The following is a 17,571-nucleotide window of genomic DNA, read 5'->3' on the forward strand; positions in this document are numbered from 1 at the left end:
CGTGTGCCCCGGTTCCTCCGTGGTCTGCCCGCCACAGCCAGCAAGGCTGCCAGGGTGCGCGCGGGACGGGAGCGGCGCCGCTTCCCCCCAGTGGCGCCGCTCCAACTACGGTCAGTACGGTCGTTGCTTCGTATGAGGATGCGGCGCCCCTCCCCGCCGCTCGTCCATCGGCGACGGCCGTGCTGGCCACCTTCGAGGGGCAGTCCGTGTTCCGGGTAGTCACTGCCGGACAGACCGCAATGAGGAGGGGTGACCTGTTTCGTTTGCGCAAGGGCTCCCGTGTCCATGCACCAAGGGAAACGGGTTCATGAAGCGATTGCCCTTGATGCTCGCCGGCACGGTATTGATGCTGCCGTCGGTCCTTCATGCGCAAAGCATGGATGATCGTGCCCGCGCTGCCGCCGCTGCCACAAAAGCCAAAACCGGCGACAGCGACACGCTGCTGAAGAACTATGTGACCCCGGGCATGAGCGGTCAGCCGGTGGCGACGGTCGATGGCACCAAGACGTTCACCCCCACGCTGGCCTGCCAGAAAACCGCGAACCTGCTCGAAGTGCTGATCCAGCCCTCGTCGTCCGGCGATATCGGCGTGGTGCGGATTTCGCGCGACAAGGATCTCGACGGGACGTTCGACAGCAGTTCGGCGCTGCCCGTGCCGGTCTCAGGCATCTGCGCCAACGGCGTGATTTCCTGCCAGCCCGGCACCTGGACCCAGTGCCACTCGTTTCGCTGGAACCTGGATAGCGCGAAGGACCTGAAGCTCACCGAGGTCGATATGCCCGAACTATCGGGTTGTTACTGCGTCAACAACAGCTGCGGCAGTAATCTGGTGTTCGGCAATCTCGCCTCCGTGCTCAAGGATCTGGGCGGCGGCATGGTCGGGGCACTCACCACGGCCGATCCGCGCATCGGCGTGGCCGAAGCGCGGATCAACGGCCCCGTGATCGATTATGTCGGCGCACAGACCACCGCCTGCACCTCGAGTCCGGCGATCGGCCAGACCGTCTACCGCGCCAATCCGGCGGCGATCCAGGGCGATGCTTTCGCGCTTTCATCGAGCAACCCCGTGTTCCAGGCGCTCGCCGCCTCTTCGGCGGGCGCGGGCAAAGCCCAGCAATTGCGCAGTTGCACTATCACCCGCGAGGTGACGCTCAGGGAGGTTGCCGTGGACGATGTCATCTCCCGGACAGCCGGCGGCTATGCGACCATTGCCGGTACCGGCGGCAGCGCCGATTTCCTGATGGGATCGCCCGGCAATAACAGCCTTCGTGGCGGCGGATGCAGCCTCTTCGATTTCCGGATGACCCTGCATGTCGGGGATCCGGACCGGCTCAAGTCGGTGACCCTGCCGGTCTATTCCGCCGACGACTGGGCGCAGGTCCGAATCGACGGCATGCTTGTCGCCTATGGCCCAGGTGCCTGGACCGGTTCCGGCTATCCCCCCGGTAATTGCGAGCAGGACCATACCACCTTCTACGCGCCGAACACCGACCTCAAGCCTTTGCTCACCAAGGGCGATCATGAAATCTGGCTGCGCGTCGCGGTGGCTGACAGGGGCGATGCCTTCGCGCAGATCCACGCCGAGGTCGATACCAGTTGCAAGACCACCGAGCGGATCGTCGATCTGTGCTTGGGCTACGGCGCCGATCCCAAATGTCGACTTTCCGCTGAAGACGTCGATGGCGTCCAGACCTTCCGAAACGGCGTTGCGACAGGCCTGCGGCCGTTGCCGCAGACCCGGCTGTTCGGCAATGCGAACTGCACGCTGCAATTCACCCGCGACTTTTTCGAGCGGACCCGCACCTATGCCTGCACCACCGATAGCACGGCGCTGCCCGCACCCGATTTGAGCCGGGGCGCTTACATCATCGACCATTCGACCGAGACGCTGCTCGCCGACCGGACGAAGGCAGCAGACGGCAGTATCACGACATCAACGCGGAACTTTTCGATACCGCCCCAGGGCACGGTCCCTGCCTGCGAAGCGATCTGCAAAACCCGCGCGCCCAAGGCGAACACTGCCGCCGCACCCGATGGGGTGGTGGCAAGTCGGCAGAATGCGCCGACCGGCTACGACACCTTCTACCATACCTGCGATGCCGCCAACGTCTGCCCGGCGGGCCCCGGCGAGGAGATCGTGTCAGCCTGCGGCTGCGTTGATGACTTTCCCGAAGCGGTGGTGATGATGCAGACCGTCCGGCTCGCCGGTGCCGACATGGTCTGCACAAGTGCAGTGCCATGAAGCGGCTCGCCCTCGCCCTGGTATTGAGCGCCGCCTCCGTCGGCGCCGCCCCGGCACATGCCGAGCAAATCTGCGCTGCGGATTTGAACGGCAATGGCGATGCCGCCGATCCCGGCGAAACCGCAAGCTGCACCGCGACACAAGGCGCGGGCTGGCAGTGCCCGATCCAGGCCGTAGCCTGCACGGTGACGGCGCCCGGAACTTATGCCTGCCCGCTTGGGCCGCAGTATGCATGCGAGGCGCCCGCCTCGGGCGGCGCCCCGACCTGCTCGCCCAATGCGTGCCAGGATACCGGCGCCACGCCCGTCAGCGAGGTTCCACCGATGGGTGATCCCGGTGTACCCGCCGATGGCAGTGTCGATGCCAATGGCAATTGCACCGCCAATATCGAGATCTTCGCCGCGCGCGCGATGCGCTGCCGCCCGCCGGGTCTCCTCGATACCTTCCAGAACTGCTGCAAGGACAAGGGCAAGATTATCAAGGACGGCATGGGTTCGCAGGTCGGCTCCATCGGCACCAAGATCGCCGTCGCCAAGGGCGTATTCACCGGCATGAAGGCTGCCTACACCGCCTTCCAGGCCGGTGCGACTGCGGGCCAGGCGGCAAGCGCAGGGGCCAACGCACTGATCGTCGGGATCGATCCGACCTCGATCGCCATCAGCCTCGCCATCAATTTCATGATCGAGGTGCTGCTGCAGGGCTGCGATCAGGAGGATATGGAGACAGGCATGTTGCGCGGCTCGGGCATGTGCCACGAGGTCGGCACCTATTGCACCGCCAAGATCCTCGGCATCTGCATCCAGAAGGCCAAGGGCCATTGCTGCTTCAACACCAAGCTTGGCCGCATCATCCAGGAACAGGGCCGCCCGCAGCTCAAAAGCTTCAACGCGATTGGCTGGGGCACGCCCCAGCAGCCCTATTGCCGGGGCTTTACGCCGGAAGAGTTCCAGGCGCTCGACTTCTCCAAAATGGACCTCTCCGAATATTACGCGGACGTCGAGGCCCGCAGCCAATCCCAGATCCAGATCGACATGAAGGACAGGATCGATGCCTATCTGCAAACCGTCAGCCAATAGCGCCCGCGCCGCGCCGGTGCTGCTGGCGTCCGTCATCACACTCGTCATGGCGCTGAATCTGCCCGCCGCTGCGGATGCGCGGCAAACCGCAGCCAGCCCGCAGTCGGGCAGTGCCCGCGAGGCTATCCAAAAGCAGGGTGATGCCGCGATGGAGCGGCTGAGGGACGCGATCGCGAAGCGCAAAGGGGATGGAACCGCCGCAACTGTCGCGTTGCCGGAGCTTCCCGAGACCGAGAGACGCCGGGCCTTCGATGCGATGCGCCGCCATGCTCCCTTACCCGTGATGGAAGCGCGGGCGCGTTCCGCGCTTGACGCGGGCAAAGATGCCTTTGCTGCCCAGCGCGATGCGATGGCGAAGCGGCTCAGGCAGGCTCTGGGACTGGAAGCTCCCGAGATGGAGGCTGTCGCCAAAGCCGCCGCGCCCGATGTGCTCCATAGCTGGGTGCCGGTGTTGCTTGTTTCGTCCTCGATGCCGATCGCAACCTTGCGAACTTATGCCGCTCAGCTCGAGAAGGCCGGCGGTGTCATGGCATTTCGCGGAATGCCCGGCGGGCTAACCAAGGTCGGGCCGATGGCCAAACTTTCCGCCGAGATTCTCCGGCTCGATCCCGGCTGCGAGGGACCGGCCTGCGCGATGCGGGGTGTCCAGCTGATCGTCGATCCGCTGGTGTTCCGCCAGCACGGCGTCACCCGCGTGCCGGCGCTTGCGATGATCCCGGGCGATCCGACCCAGCCCTATTGCGAGCGCGATGAGGCGAGTCTGCCCACAACCCAGATAAACGCCCCCCACGTCATCTACGGCGATGCCGCGCTCACCGGGATGCTCGACGAATATGCCCGCCTCGGCGGCAAGAAGGAGGTGCAGGGTGCTCAGTCTCGCCTGGAAAACCGCTAGGGCCGCCTGGCCCGAAATCAAACTGCTGCCGCTGCGAGCCGCAGTCGCGCTCGGCAGTTCGGGTCTGGGCCAACCGGTGCGCCCCGCCCAGCTGTGGAAGGCCTATGCCGTGGTCCTGCCCATCGGGCTCGCGGCCTGCTGGGCCATCCCGCAAGTGACCTGGGTGATGAGCCCGTCGATCAACGCGGTCGCGGTGCGCGCCAGCCCTGGTCCGATCCACAAAGGGGATTTTGTCATGTTCATGCTGTCGCACCCGCTGGCGGGACCTAAGCCCGTCAATGTCACCAAACAGGCCTTGTGCATGCCAGGCGAGCGGCTCGATATGATCGAGAAACCCTCGATGATGCCGGGCGCCCCAAACGGCCAGTACGATGGCTGGTATTATTGCAACGAGCGGCTGCTCAATGTGGGCAAGGCGCTCGGCCGAGGCGGTCAGAAACTCGATCACTGGCAGCCCCATGAACGCGTGATCCCCGATGGCTTTGTCTTCGTCGGCTCAAGCCACCCCGACGGGTTCGACAGCCGCTATTATGGCCCGGTCGCAATTGATCGGCTGAAACGCATGGAGAAGGTGCTGTGATCGCCCTTCCCCGCGCGGCCCTGCTCGCCGCGGTACTCTTAGCAGGTCCGGCTACGGCGCAAACCGCGTCGGCAGGCATCAACCAGCCAAAGCAGGGCTATTGGTGGTATGCGCCGCCGCCAAAGGCGGACAAGCAGGCACCACCCGATCCCGACGCCTTGATGAAGCCCCTGATCCCGCCAATGGCCGAGCTTGCGACCTTCACGCCGCCCAAGATTCGCAAACTGATCGAGCAGCAGCGCGATTATGCCGCGACCGTGCTGACCGTCGATGCGGTGGCAGATTTTTGGCGGCTCGAGGATTTCGCAAGGCGCAAGGCCCGCGCTTTTGCCGGTGTCACACAGATTGCGATGCTCCAGCATCCCGAACTCAATTCCAAATCCGCCAATCCGATGGTCGGTGACGCGCGCGCGGAACTCTCCGCCTACAAGGACGATGTCCGCCGCCGCTATCTGCGCGCTCATGCCCCGGAATTTGCGCTTGTCATGTTCTCGCGTTCGACCTGCGGCTACTGCCGGGTGCAGTGGCCGATCGTCCAGCGCTTCCAGGACGAGATGGGCTGGCAGGTGACGCTGATGGATATCGACCGGCGTCCCGAGCTTGGACAACGCTTCGGGGTCGAGGTCACGCCGACCACCATGATCATCCGGCGTAACAGCCAGCAACGCATGGTCATCGCGGCGGGCATTGAGACTTATCCCAATCTTGCGCAGATGGCCTATCAGGCGGTGCGGCTGCTGTCGGGCGATATCCGGCCCGAGCAGTTCATGACCGGAGCCGGCGAGGAAGACGGGTTCTTCGACGCGCTAGCCAATGGCCCGGTATCCTCCAGCGATCCGCGCAGCCGTGCAAGCGACATGCTCGGCGGCGACCTCGTCAATCGTCCCTCAGAACCCAAGTGATGCGCTGGTCGCACCATCTCGGGCTCGCCGCTCTCGCCTGCGCCGTTGCGGTCCCGGGCAGCTTAGCTCTGGCCCGGGCAGTCACGCGCGAAGACGCGATGCGAGCGGCCATCCATCCGGTCGCAAGCGTCGCCGATATGAACGCCTGGCTGGCGCGGGTGCCCGTCACCCGCGATTTCCCACCCGATTTTGCCGCCACCCTGCGCGGCCAGGCCCCTGCCTTCCTCATCGAAATGAGCACGGCGCCGGGCTGCATTCCTTGCGCGGATATGTGGAGTAAGCTGTCGCAGCTGCGCACCCAATATGGCTGGCGGGTCCGCACCATTGGCAGCGAGGAGGCGATGATCCGTTCGGGCCGGCTCTCCCTGCCCTGGGTCGGGCATCCGGTCGCCTGGGTACGCCCAATGGGCGATCCGAACCGGATTATACCGATCGCGATCGGCACCGACCATGCGCCCAACCTCGCGCGCAACATCTATCTCGCGGCCAAGATGCTGACCGGCCTGCGCGCTGACGTCGGCGTTCGTGCCCTGTCCAAATTTACCGGGATTGTCGGCATGGTGCCGCGCCCGGCACCCCAGCAAAGCCCAAGGAACTGAGCATGGCGGGCCAGTTCCTCCCCCTCTCCCATAACCTGCAAGGAAGCCCGCCATGGCTAACAACGCCACACGCCTGAGTATCTCCGCTCTCGCTCTTCTCGCCGCCTGCGGAACGGTCGCTCCGGCCCATGCCCAGAGCTGGGCCGAGAGCTGGTTCGACAATGTCACCTACACCTCGCCCGGCAGCTTCGAGGATCAGACCCGCGGCTATGTCACCGCTGGCGGCATGTCGGGCCGGGTCGATGTCCATAACGATTACCTGATGTCGCTGAGCCTGCCCAAGGTGAAGGCGGGCTGCGGCGGCATCGACATGTTCCTGGGCGGCATGTCGTTTCTCGATCCCGACTATCTCGTCCAGAAGCTCGAGAGCATCCTCCAGGCCGCGCCCGCCGTCGCCTTTCAGTATTTGCTCGAAACATTGGACGAGAAGATGGGCAACATCATCTCGAAGATGGAGGCGGCGACCAACTTCCTCAATTCGATCCAGGTCAACGACTGCCGCCTCGCCAACCGCATGGTCCAGATCGCGCGAGGAGATGACAATATGTCGGGCATCATCGAGGAAATGACCGGCTACAAGTCTGTGAAGGAAGGCTTCGCCAAAAGCTATCAGAACAGCCGTGAAAAGATCCAGGCAAACCGGAACAATCCCACCGAGGATCTGAAAGACGCGCTTCAGAATTGTCCTGCCGAAGTCACCGATATCTTCCGGACCGGCTCGCTCCTCGCCCATGCCGCAACCCGGGTCGGTGCCGGTGACTGGGCCAGTGTCATGCGCGCCCGGGTCGGCGACGTCTACATGCGCTGGGACGCCGCCGACAAAGTGCCGCTGTTCTCGGCGATCCCCGCTTGCCCGCGTCAGGATACCGAAAGCCCGGACGATTTCCTGACCGGCAAGGTTCAGCGCCGCGCGCTCAACATTCCCGCAACCGGCGCCGACTGCTCGAACGATAGCGGCAAGGGGGCGCTCGAACTGGCCCGGGACCGGATGCAGGCGATCACCGTCAAGATCCGCACGCGCGCCGCGCTCACCACTGACGAGCGCCAGTTCGTCGCCAATGTCCGCACGCTTCCGGTTTACCGCATGCTCGAATGGGGCGTGCGCCAGGGGGTGCCGGATTCGGTCATTGCCGATACCGACGAGCTGGTGGCGCTGACGCTGGCCTATCAGATGCTCAACGATCTCACCCGCTCGATCGATTTTGCCGTCAGCAATGCCGAGCGCGGGGCCAACGCCGCGGGCGCGGCGGACGCGGCCAATACCAGTATCTGCCAGACCCGGATCCTGACCAAAGGCATCGAGCAGCTGCAGACCTTACGCGAAGAGGTGCTGCGCCAGCGCGCGCAGATGCGCCAGAGCTATATGGCCGCGCTGAATGCCGCCAATCTCTCGGCCAATTATGCCGGGCTCCTGCGCCAGCGCGACCATGATGCCCGCGATGCCCAGGGCGCCGCTGCCACCCGCAACCGTTGACCGGGATCACGCTCATGCACCGCTTCATTCGCGCCCTTCCCGTCCTGCTGCTTGGCCTGATCGCTACGCCCGCATTGGCCGTTGATACCAGCTTCTACACTTATGACGGGTTTGCCGAGACGGTCGACGCCTTCCGCCTGGTGTCGATGATCTTCGCCGACCCGCGCTATGAAACGCTGGTCATGATCATCGGCGTCGTCGGCATTGCGCTCGGCGCAGTGCTCGCCAGCGTGCGCGGACAGGGCATGGGGCTGGTCGCCTTCGGGTTCCAGATCTTCGTTGGCGTCGGGCTGTTCGTGGGACTAGTCGCCACCACCGGTACGGTTCACGTCTATGACAAAGTCAGGAATGCCTATCAGCCGGTCGGCGATGTGCCCAACCTGCTGGTGCTGGTCGCGGGCGTCACCAATCTCATGGAACGCTCGCTCGCCGAAGTGATCGACGACAACACGCTCGACCCAAATGCCAAGCTGGAATTTGGTGCTGGCGGCCACAGCTTCGACCTGTTTCTGAACGCGGTTTCCCCGCGCGGTCCGATGACCGACAGTTTCCTCGATGCGACGATCAAGGATTATGTCCGGCAATGCTATCCGGTTGCGCGGGTATCGCCCGCTTACGGCGTCGATGACGATCAGCTGTTTCGCACCGCCACCGACCTGCCTGCATCCTTTGCCGCAATGGCGGGACCCGCAACCTTCAGCACGGTCTATACCGCCGCCGACAAGGGCGGCACCACGGTCAGCTGCACCGAGGCCTGGGACCATATTCAGTCGCGGCTGTCCGACCCCACCCTGTTCGACAGCTATGCAACCCAGGTGTGCCAGCGCACCGGCTATGATGTCGCCAATGCCGCGCAGCTCACCCGCTGCCGCTCGCATCTGGGCGAAATGGGCCAGATGATGATGGGCACGCCGTTGTCCTTGCAAGCGTTCATGACCGATGTCCTGCTCGGCAATACGGTGGGCGACGTCTTGTTCGAGGACAGTCCGGCCACCGCCGCCCGGGTGATGGCCAACCGCGCCATCGTCTCGAATGGCCTCGCGACCATGTCGGTCGCCAATGAATGGATGCCGACGATTCGTGCGACCGTGTTCGGCATCATGCTGTTCATGATCCCGGTCGCGCTGCTGTTCATCCTGACCCCGATCAATCTGCGCGTGGCGAGTTTTGCATTGGGGCTGTTCGTGTTCGTCGCGATGTGGGGGGTGATCGATGCGGGTATCTACCAGCTGACGCTTGCCCGGGCGATGGAGGTTCTCGCCGAGATGCGCTCAAATGCGGTTGCCGCCAATGCCTGGATGCTGGCACCCTCCTCGGCGATGAAGGCGCTCGCCATATTCGGCAGCTTCCGCACGGCGGCGGCGGGGCTTGCTGGCGCCTTTGTGTTCACCGTGTTCCGCTTCTCGGGCAATGTGTTCTCGAGCTTCACCGGCGGCGCGCTGCAGGCCCAGGGTCTGGGCAGCGCCGCCGCTGCACCGCTGGCGACGCGCGAAGGCTATGCCTCCGCGCTGGAAACACAGGCGTCGGCTGCGGGCACCATGGCGCGGCGCGGTGGTTCCTCGAGCTTTGGCGATTTTGGCGAACGCTCCAATTTCGGCGCCAATCGCGCCTTTGGCGGCGCATCCGGTGTTCTCGGCGAACAGGGCGGCGGTGTGCCCGGCAGTGCCGCATTCGGTATGGGCGGGCTCGATGCCGCGCGTGAACTTGGCGGGCTCGCCCCTGCACTCACCGGTCGTAGTCTTAGCGACCCGGCCACGGCAAAGGCGGTGCGCGCCAATGCAACCACCTCGGCGATCCACAATTTTGCCGAGAAAGATGCGCTACGCAGCCTTGGCACCACCTATTTTGGTGGGGGCCAGGCCGGCGAGCAGGCCTTCGCCGCCTTCACGCAGAACATGGTGCAGTGGAAGGCGTTCGGAGACGAGCGCGCCTATTCGATGATGATGCAGGGTGCGGCGCGGCATTTTGAGCGCGGCGGCTATTCGAAAGCGGACGCCGAACTCAAGGCCTCGGGTGTGATCGGCCAGGCGGGCGCCGATCCAACCTTCGCCAAGCTGATCGCCAATACGTTCGACCAGGAGGCGATGCTGCGCAATGATCTGACCGGGGCGCAGGTTCAGGTCGGCGCGATGGAAGGTCGCCGCGATTATGCGGGCGACCGTGTGGCGCAGGTCGAGCGCGGCAATGTCGCCACCGAACAGGGCTGGCGCACCGGCAGCAATCAGGGCCAGCGCAGCGCCGCGGGGATGCTCGGACTGTCGGTCGATGCGACCAGTCGCCGCATCGGGTTCATCAATGCGCTTTCCGGCGAGGCGCGGTCCTCGGCTATTTCGCAGCTTTCCCGGGCCACGGGCCGCAACGAGGCGCAGGTCATGCATGCGCTCGAGACTTACAATGCCGCGAGCCAGCTCGGAACCGCCGACGGTGCAACCGCCGAGGCGGGCCGTGAAGGCACCAGCGTCTATGGCCGGACGCGCGATGCGGCAGGCTATGATTTTGCCGAGCGGTCGGGCAAGCTCGATGCCCAGCACGAGGTCGGCACAGGCGGCACCCGCAGCGCCGCCCGGATCGGTGAGCAGCGCCGCCAGTCCGACAATTTTGGGTTTGCGCAAGGGGCTGCAGCCGCCGGAACATCGACGCGCGAAGCTGCGCGGCTCGATAGCTTTATCCAGGCACTGAGCCGCACATCGGGCAACCAGGTCGACATGGCCGAAGGCGGTGCGGGCGGTATCGCCGACCGGGCACGCAACGAACGGCTGACCCGCATTGTCGATAATGAGCGGCTGACCCGGATGCAGGGATTGCTGCGCGACAACGGGATCAACCTCACCAAGCGTCAGATCGCGCGGGATCAGAACGGCGATTTCAACCTTAACCTGACGCCCCAGACCGCCGCCCAGATGTGGAAAGCCGGGCTCATCAACGAAAGCCAGCTTGGTGCGGTCGCCAATGGCGGATCGGCGCGGCTCAGCTTTGCCGACAACGATATGCTCGTCTCGAGCAGCACCAATTCCCAACGTTCGGCGCGTAATGACACAAGCACACGGTTCGAGGCCGGCAAACAGGCGGGACCAGACACGGTCGAGCATTTTCTGGGCGGCGGCGCGGAAGGCCATGCTGCCATGGCCAACTGGCTTAGGGGTGGGTTCGAGATGGACCGGCATGGCGATTGGCGGCTCAAGCCGCAAGTGGCCGACACGCTGCAACGCGATGTTCAGGCGATCATGGCCCAGACGGGATGGACGCGGAGTATTGATAGATTGGCCCAGGACCAGACCTCCATGGGAACCGACGTAGGAGCCTCGATTTCCGCGAATGTCAGTCGAGCTGGTTCGGGCAAGCCCAACGCCGGTGGAAGTAAACAGACTGGAAGCGCCATAAGCGGCGGCGCTGGTGCTAACCTTGGGTTCGAGAGTTCGGACCGCGGAACAACCTCCGAAACCGCCAACGCCAACATCGACATTGTGAACTACGATGTGCGCGAAGCCATTGCTGCGGCAGAACGCGCCGCCGCGCGTTCGGAAAACCCCGCTCATGCATTTTCCCAAGAGTTGAGCCATCAGGTTCTTGGGCCGAATGGCCTGCGCAATCGCTATCTTGAGCAGGCCGATTCCGGGCGCGGTACGGCAGATGTCACCGGTCCGCTAACTTCGATCGAACAATCGTCCGTCCTGCGAAGCGGAACTTTCTCAACCGATCTCAAACATAGCCCTCAGGATGGTGACCCGAGCTTCAAGGAACGCGGCGACAAGTGATCTGATCAGTGATGCCGGTGAAAATGCCGCCTGTGCAATGCACCGGATCGCGGATCAAGCGGATCGGCATATGGATCGCGCATGCCGCCGACTGAGCGCTTCGGGAACATTTGCTCGTGCGTCGGTTCGACGAATTCCCAATCGCTCCACGCAAACCAGGCTCTCGCGAAACCCAAGCCGAGCACCATCAACGCGAGGGGCGGAAAGAACGCGATGTTGAGGAAACCTGCCAGCGCGCTGGTGTAGAATTGGTCCAAAGCAGGCGAATAGAAGGACCCGACTTTGCCTGCCCAATAGGCTACCATCGCAGCCCACCACAGCTTGGCGAACCATGGACGCCACAGCCACCGGGACGCACGCGGGCGCGGTTGCACCCGAACGGCCTCGTCGTTCTGCAATGCCTCGTCGGGTTCAATTGCCGGGTTCATGGCTGGATCCTTTCCAGAGACAATCGTAGCACCGGTGCCGAATTGCGGGTATTGGTGTTTGAGCATCTGCAGTGAAATTGATGCGCCATAACAAATCCTTACCCTTTTGATCGCCTTCTTGTCCCTACACTCCCCTCCTCGATTTCTGTCATATGATACGACCATCCCTTCCCGATGGCACCGACACCCGGTCGAAGCGTCCGAGTTGGTCTAATCTGATCCTCATTGATAAGGGAGTTACATTAAAGCCGGATCTGTATTGCAAAACGCGGGCGGTGTTGATCCCTTGAGCGCATCATGGCTCTGTCCGAACTGGCCGAGCCGGAGCCTGATCGTGCTGTATCGGGTCTTATAAGAACTAACGTTGCATTGATTCGAAGCGGGCTATGGCGCCCATCGGACCACTTTGCAGATCGTTCGTCCCTGCGTTCTCTCCCGGGACGCCGCCATCGGATCAGCTTTGAGGCCTCACCGCTGGCAATCGCGTTAAACTTCATCTCACGCTTGAAACAAGGTGCCATCACGCAGCATCGTATGCTATGATCGCGTGTCGATACACATCCGCTGTCGTCCCGCCCTGCGCCAATAAAATCTCAGCCTCGCGCAGCTTGCCGATAATCTCTTCCGCCTTGTGCCTCTTGCTGGATTTGCCCCGTAAAAGTGGAGAGGCATTGGCTCAGTTGACGGCCCTTCGTTCGAACTGGGCCGGGCTGAGGAAGTCGAGTGCCGAGTGTCGGCGGACAGGGCCCATGTCCAATCTCCTTCGTGACCCAAAATAACGGAGATTTTGGACCAGTCAGAAACGGGCAGATCACTCGCGTATCGCTGATGCAACAAGACAATGTCGCCTCACTATTCGAGGGCCTTTTATTCACGGCTTGTCGAGAAGAAGGTGGCGACAGCCTCATCGTGCTGACTACGCAACCTCGCGACAAGATCTCGAACTGAGAGTACGTCATGCACCGTTCCGACACCTTGGCCTGCGGACCAGATTGTCTTCCAGGCTTTCGCCTCATCGCCGATGTTCGGCTGGTGCACGGAATTTTGGTGAGGATCGACATTGTGAGCGATCAGAGATGCGGTCATGAAATTTGCCAGCATACCGGAGACAGCTGGCGTGTAGGTAATGTCTGCCGCCACAGATCTAATTATCATCTCCTTGTATTCGGCGCTGGCTAGACTTTCATCTGTGGTGATGAACCTGGTACCCATATAAGCGAAATCCGCTCCCAGCATCCGTGCGGTCGCGACATCACCGCCGGTCGACAGGCAACCCGATAGGATGATCGTGCCATCGAAAAATTGTCGTACCTCGTTGTACAAGGCGAAGGGGTTGACCGCGCCCCCGTGACCACCTGCGCCGTTCGCGACCAGGATCAAGCCATCGACTCCGGTCTTCGTCGCGCTCCGTGCGTGACGGGCGGTGGTAACATCGTGAAATATGACGCCACCATAGCTGTGCACGGCCTCAACGATGTCCGCGTTCGCGCCCAGCGAAGTTATGACGAGCGGTACCTTGTGCTCGATGGTGACCGCCAGGTCAGCCTTCAGCCTAGCATTCGTCGGATGGACGATGTGGTTCACGCCGAATGCCGCCGCATCGGGGCCAAGCCTAGCTCGTATCTCGTTGAGCCATTCGCAATAGCCTTCGGTAGTCCGTTGATTTAGTGATGGGAAGGTACCGATCACGCCGGCGTTGCAACATCCGACAACAAGATCGGGTCCAGACACCAGAAACATCGGAGCGGCAATGACCGGCAGTTTCAGGTCGTGTCCCAACGATGCGGGTATGCCCATCAAATTTCTCCTAAAAAATGTCGCGCCCGCGTTAGATCCACAGATCAGGGCGGCCGGCAATGGTCACTTCGGTCAAAGCGTTCTATACTTGGCAAGTTCGGCCCGGGCGATGGCACGCTCGTGAACTTCATCTGGTCCATCCGCCAGCCTCAGCGTCCTGACCGTCGCCCAGGCGCGGGCGAGATCGAAATCCGCCGAAACACCCGCTCCCCCGTGGGCCTGTATGGCGTCGTCGAGAATCTGAAGCGCTACCCTCGGTCCCTGGACCTTGATGAGGGCCACTTCGAGGGCAGCACTGGCCGCGCCGTGTCGGTCCATCATGTCGGCCGCTTTCAGGGATAGCAGCCTGCTAGTCTCGATGTCGATTCTCGCCCGCGAAATCCGCTGATCCCAGACGCTATGTTCGGCTATGGTCTTGCCGAACGCCGATCGCGCGACCAACCGTCGGCACATGGCCTCGAGGGCGACTTCGGCGACGCCGATCGTGCGCATGCAGTGATGAATTCGACCGGGGCCCAGCCGGCCCTGCGCGATCTCAAACCCCTTCCCCTCACCCAAGATCATGCTCGATGCCGGAACGCGCACATTCTCGAGCAGCACCTCGCCGAAACCATGTGGCGCATGGTCATAACCGAAGACTGACAACATGCGCTCAATCCGAACGCCGGGTGTTGTCATGTCGATGAGAATCATAGCTTGCTGCCGATGACGGGCCGCCTCGGGGCTTGACCGCCCCATCACGATCGCGAGGCGACAGCGCGGATCACCCACCCCGCCCGACCACCATTTGCGGCCGTTGATTACATATTCATCGCCATCCCGTTCGATTCGCGTGCGTATATTCGTCGCATCGGAGGATGCTACATCGGGCTCAGTCATCAGGAACGCCGACCGAATCTCCCCGCGCATGAGGGGCCCCAACCAGCGAGTCTTCTGTTCGGCCGTGCCGAAACGGTGCAGAACCTCCATATTGCCCGTATCGGGGGCAGAGCAGTTGAACACCTCGGACGCCCATTCGATACGCCCCATTTCCTCCGCGCACAGAGCATATTCAACGTTTGAAAGCGAAGGGCCTTCAAACACGTAGGTGCTGTCGATGGGCTGCGCCCCAGTCGGCGGCATGAACAGATTCCACAGTCCGCAATCTCTCGCCTCGGCCTTGAGCGTTTCCATGACCTTAACCGGCGCCCAGCGCTGCCCTTCGGCAAGCTCGTGCTCGTACGCCTCGCGAGCTGGCCAGACGCGGCGTTCCATGAAATCTCTTACGCGATCGCGGTATCCCGCTTGGCGGTCGTTTAGGGTGAAGTCCATCGATGCAAATCCTCTTTGTTGCCGAATTTTCAGGGAGGCGACGCCGATGCGACGACATCGCGGAAAATAAGATTGCGCTGGATTTCGCTGGAACCGCCCAGGATTGTGAAGGCCCGTCCGAACAGGTAATGAAGCATCACCAGCGCCCCGTCGGCTGATCCTCGCATCAGGTCCGGGCGAAATGGCTCAAGCAGCGCTGACTGGTCCCTCAGGGCATCGACGCCCAGAGCCCGCACCCCAAGTTCAGCGATTGTTTGCTGCAGTTCAGTGACGGCCAGTTTCATCATCGAAGGCGCTGCAGGGTGCCCGGCACCCCGCTGGGCGAGGGTGGATTGGCGCCGATTGAATGCGTCGAGCGCCTGGAGAGTGATTTCCGCCTCGCAGAGCGCATAGTCGATCGTGGCATGCTCCCGAGCCTGGTTCGGCTGGGTCAGGTCGAATGCGGCGTCTGCGATCGCCCGAACCTGATCCAGCTGCCCTTTCACCGTCAGAAGTGAGCCGACGCTGCTACGCTCGTGCGCCAGAAGGAACTTCGCGATCGTCCAGCCCCCGTTCTCGACACCGACGAGGTTAGCTGTGGGCACGCGAACGTCCGAAAAGAAGATTTCGTTGAGGTGATGCAATCCGTCGATGGAGTGGATCGGTCGGATGGTGATGCCGGGACTCTTCATGTCGATAAGGAGAAAACTGATTCCGGCCTGTGGTCGACCTTCGGTTCTGGTCCTGACGAGGCAGAACATCCAATCCGCCCTGTGGGCATACGTGGTCCAGATTTTCTGACCGTTGACCACATAGTCTTCGCCGTCGCGCACGGCGCTCGTTCGCAGGCCGGCAAGATCGGAGCCAGCGCCCGGTTCCGAATACCCTTGGCACCATTGCGCAAGCCCGTCTCGCAAAGGGGCCAAGTGACGCTCGATCTGCGCTTTGCTGCCAAAGGTATAGAGGACCGGCCCGATCATCTCCAGAAATGAACTCAAAGGAGGCGCTTTGGCTGCAATCAGTTCCTCCTCGAAGACCAATCGCTCCTCGGGCGTCCAGGACGTGCCGCCGAACCGTTCAGGCCAGGAGGGTGTCGCCCAACCTTGCCGCGCCAGGATTCTGTGCCAGCGCTGCTGGGGTTCGGCGCTAATCAACTGGCTTGTCCGCGGCGCGTCGATCAGATCCTGAGTGAGATGATCAGCCAAAAACGCCCGTACAATCTCGCGGAACTCGTGAGCGGCTGTAACCTCATTGTTCTCGCCATTATGTGCAGCCATGATCGCAACTCCTTGTGCCGCCCGATCCTAGGGCCTTTTTCGATAGTCTTCCGTCCCTGCCCTGGGGACGGTGAGACACAACGTCCCCAGGGCAGGGACATCTTAACAGCTCACTTGAATACTAATGAAGGAGACATAGGCCTCCGGCCAGAATCCAAACCGGCTCCAAGGCGCACCATGACGTATGACCTTTCCGACCAGCAGGTCCTTTTTCGGGACGCAGTCCAGAACTTTCTTGGGCAAGTTTATCAGCAGGACGCACGGCGCACGATCGTCGCATCGAACGATGGCTGGTCGCCCGCCATTTGGCGCGGAATGGCGGCGGACATTGGAGTGCTCGGGCTGGGCTTTGAGGAAAGCCGAGGCGGTCTGGGCGGCAACGCGGTCGATCAGATCCCTGTTATGGAGTCCTTCGGACAATCCCTGCTTGTCGAACCCTATCTAGAAACAGTGATCCTCGCCGGAAGACTTTTGAGGCGATCAGTTCGCCCGCTCGCCCAGACCATGATCGATGGCGTTATCGCGGGCGATATCCGGCTGGCCGTTGCGGATCGGGAGCCGGAAAGTCGTTTCGATCCCAGTCGCATTGAAACGATCGCCGATTTGCTCGAGACGGGGGGATATCGGCTGACGGGGAGAAAGACCGTGGTGGTGGGTGCCCCTTGGGCGACCCATATACTGGTCGTAGCCCGCCTCTCGGGACGAGCCCATCCGTCTGATTGTTGTGGCGTATTCGTCGTCGCCGTCGACGCTGTCGGCCTGCTGATGGCGTCATACCCTACCGTTGATGGCCGACGGGCCGCAGACATAGAGTTGGACGGTGTCGTCGTGGCCGAGGAGGCGCTTCTGCTGGAGGGGCGGGAGGCAACGGACGCGGTCGAGGAGGCGAACGATTCGGCGGCGGCCGCGATTTGTGCCGAGGCGGTTGGTATAATGCGACGGCTGCTCCGTGAAACGCATTCCTATCTCAACGAGCGAAGACAGTTCGGCGTGGCGCTCGCCACCTTTCAAGCTCTGCAACATCGCATGGCCGACATGCTTATCGCGTTGGAGCTATCCGCGGCGCTTGCGTATCGTGCAGCCAGCGCGATCGACGCAGGTGCATCCGTTCGGCGGGTCGCCGTATCGGCGGCAAAAGCGTTCGTCGGTCGGGCCGCTCATCGTATAGGTCAGGAAGCCGTGCAGATGCATGGCGGAATGGGGATGACTGACGAGCTCATCATCGGACATCTGTTCAAGCGCGCCATCGCCATCGA

Annotated in this window: 13 protein-coding genes; 9 read left to right on the forward strand and 4 right to left on the reverse strand. The window is 62.6% G+C overall.

Annotation, left to right across the window (positions count from 1 at the left end; all coding sequences use genetic code 11):
* Window positions 1-307: 307 nt before the first annotated feature.
* From EBBID32_RS04390 to EBBID32_RS04425, 8 genes are all read left to right on the forward strand, one after another.
* Window positions 308-2,242, forward strand: coding sequence for a hypothetical protein (locus EBBID32_RS04390; protein ID WP_006951395.1), 1,935 nt, complete (start codon window positions 308-310; stop codon window positions 2,240-2,242).
* A complete protein-coding gene (gene traN / locus EBBID32_RS04395; protein ID WP_006951397.1) occupies window positions 2,239-3,318 on the forward strand; it encodes a conjugal transfer protein TraN in 1,080 nt (359 codons plus the stop codon). The genes EBBID32_RS04390 and traN overlap by 4 nt, the downstream gene beginning before the upstream one ends.
* Window positions 3,290-4,213: a type-F conjugative transfer system pilin assembly protein TrbC gene (locus tag EBBID32_RS04400; protein WP_006951398.1), complete on the forward strand. Its 924-nt coding sequence runs from the start codon at window positions 3,290-3,292 to the stop codon at window positions 4,211-4,213. Before traN ends, EBBID32_RS04400 begins: the two co-directional genes overlap by 29 nt.
* Entirely contained in the window at window positions 4,185-4,793 is a 609-nt protein-coding gene (locus tag EBBID32_RS04405) for a S26 family signal peptidase (RefSeq protein ID WP_006951399.1), read from the forward strand. Before EBBID32_RS04400 ends, EBBID32_RS04405 begins: the two co-directional genes overlap by 29 nt.
* Complete coding sequence (locus EBBID32_RS04410; protein ID WP_006951400.1) at window positions 4,790-5,695, forward strand: conjugal transfer protein TraF; 906 nt, start codon at window positions 4,790-4,792, stop codon at window positions 5,693-5,695. Before EBBID32_RS04405 ends, EBBID32_RS04410 begins: the two co-directional genes overlap by 4 nt.
* Before the next feature lie 98 nt (window positions 5,696-5,793).
* Complete coding sequence (locus EBBID32_RS04415; RefSeq protein WP_006951401.1) at window positions 5,794-6,294, forward strand: hypothetical protein; 501 nt, start codon at window positions 5,794-5,796, stop codon at window positions 6,292-6,294.
* Window positions 6,295-6,346: 52 nt separating this feature from the next.
* Entirely contained in the window at window positions 6,347-7,768 is a 1,422-nt protein-coding gene (locus EBBID32_RS04420; protein ID WP_006951403.1) for a conjugal transfer protein TraH, read from the forward strand.
* 14 nt (window positions 7,769-7,782) lie between these two features.
* Entirely contained in the window at window positions 7,783-11,523 is a 3,741-nt protein-coding gene (locus EBBID32_RS04425) for a conjugal transfer protein TraG N-terminal domain-containing protein (RefSeq protein WP_006951405.1), read from the forward strand.
* Window positions 11,524-11,528: 5 nt separating this feature from the next.
* Here EBBID32_RS04425 and EBBID32_RS04430 read toward each other — a convergent pair whose 3' ends face one another.
* The 4 genes from EBBID32_RS04430 to EBBID32_RS04445 all read right to left on the reverse strand — a co-directional run bounded on the left by EBBID32_RS04430 (window position 11,529) and on the right by EBBID32_RS04445 (window position 16,315).
* Entirely contained in the window at window positions 11,529-11,951 is a 423-nt protein-coding gene (locus tag EBBID32_RS04430) for a hypothetical protein (protein WP_006951407.1), read from the reverse strand.
* 867 nt (window positions 11,952-12,818) lie between these two features.
* Window positions 12,819-13,748 (reverse strand): NAD(P)H-dependent flavin oxidoreductase, encoded by a 930-nt coding sequence (locus EBBID32_RS04435; RefSeq protein ID WP_006951408.1) that lies wholly within the window; start codon window positions 13,746-13,748, stop codon window positions 12,819-12,821.
* A gap of 72 nt (window positions 13,749-13,820) precedes the next feature.
* The gene (locus EBBID32_RS04440) at window positions 13,821-15,059 is read right to left on the reverse strand and encodes an acyl-CoA dehydrogenase family protein (protein WP_006951411.1); all 1,239 of its coding nucleotides are present in this window, start codon (window positions 15,057-15,059) and stop codon (window positions 13,821-13,823) included.
* A gap of 29 nt (window positions 15,060-15,088) precedes the next feature.
* A complete protein-coding gene (locus EBBID32_RS04445) occupies window positions 15,089-16,315 on the reverse strand; it encodes an acyl-CoA dehydrogenase family protein (RefSeq protein WP_006951413.1) in 1,227 nt (408 codons plus the stop codon).
* A gap of 177 nt (window positions 16,316-16,492) precedes the next feature.
* Between EBBID32_RS04445 and EBBID32_RS04450 the strand changes: the two genes are divergently transcribed.
* On the forward strand, window positions 16,493-17,571 hold a 1,079-nt coding region (locus EBBID32_RS04450), incomplete at its 3' end, for an acyl-CoA dehydrogenase family protein (protein WP_037488709.1).

This window comes from Sphingobium indicum BiD32, from assembly GCF_000382885.1.
Classification (GTDB): domain Bacteria; phylum Pseudomonadota; class Alphaproteobacteria; order Sphingomonadales; family Sphingomonadaceae; genus Sphingobium; species Sphingobium japonicum_C.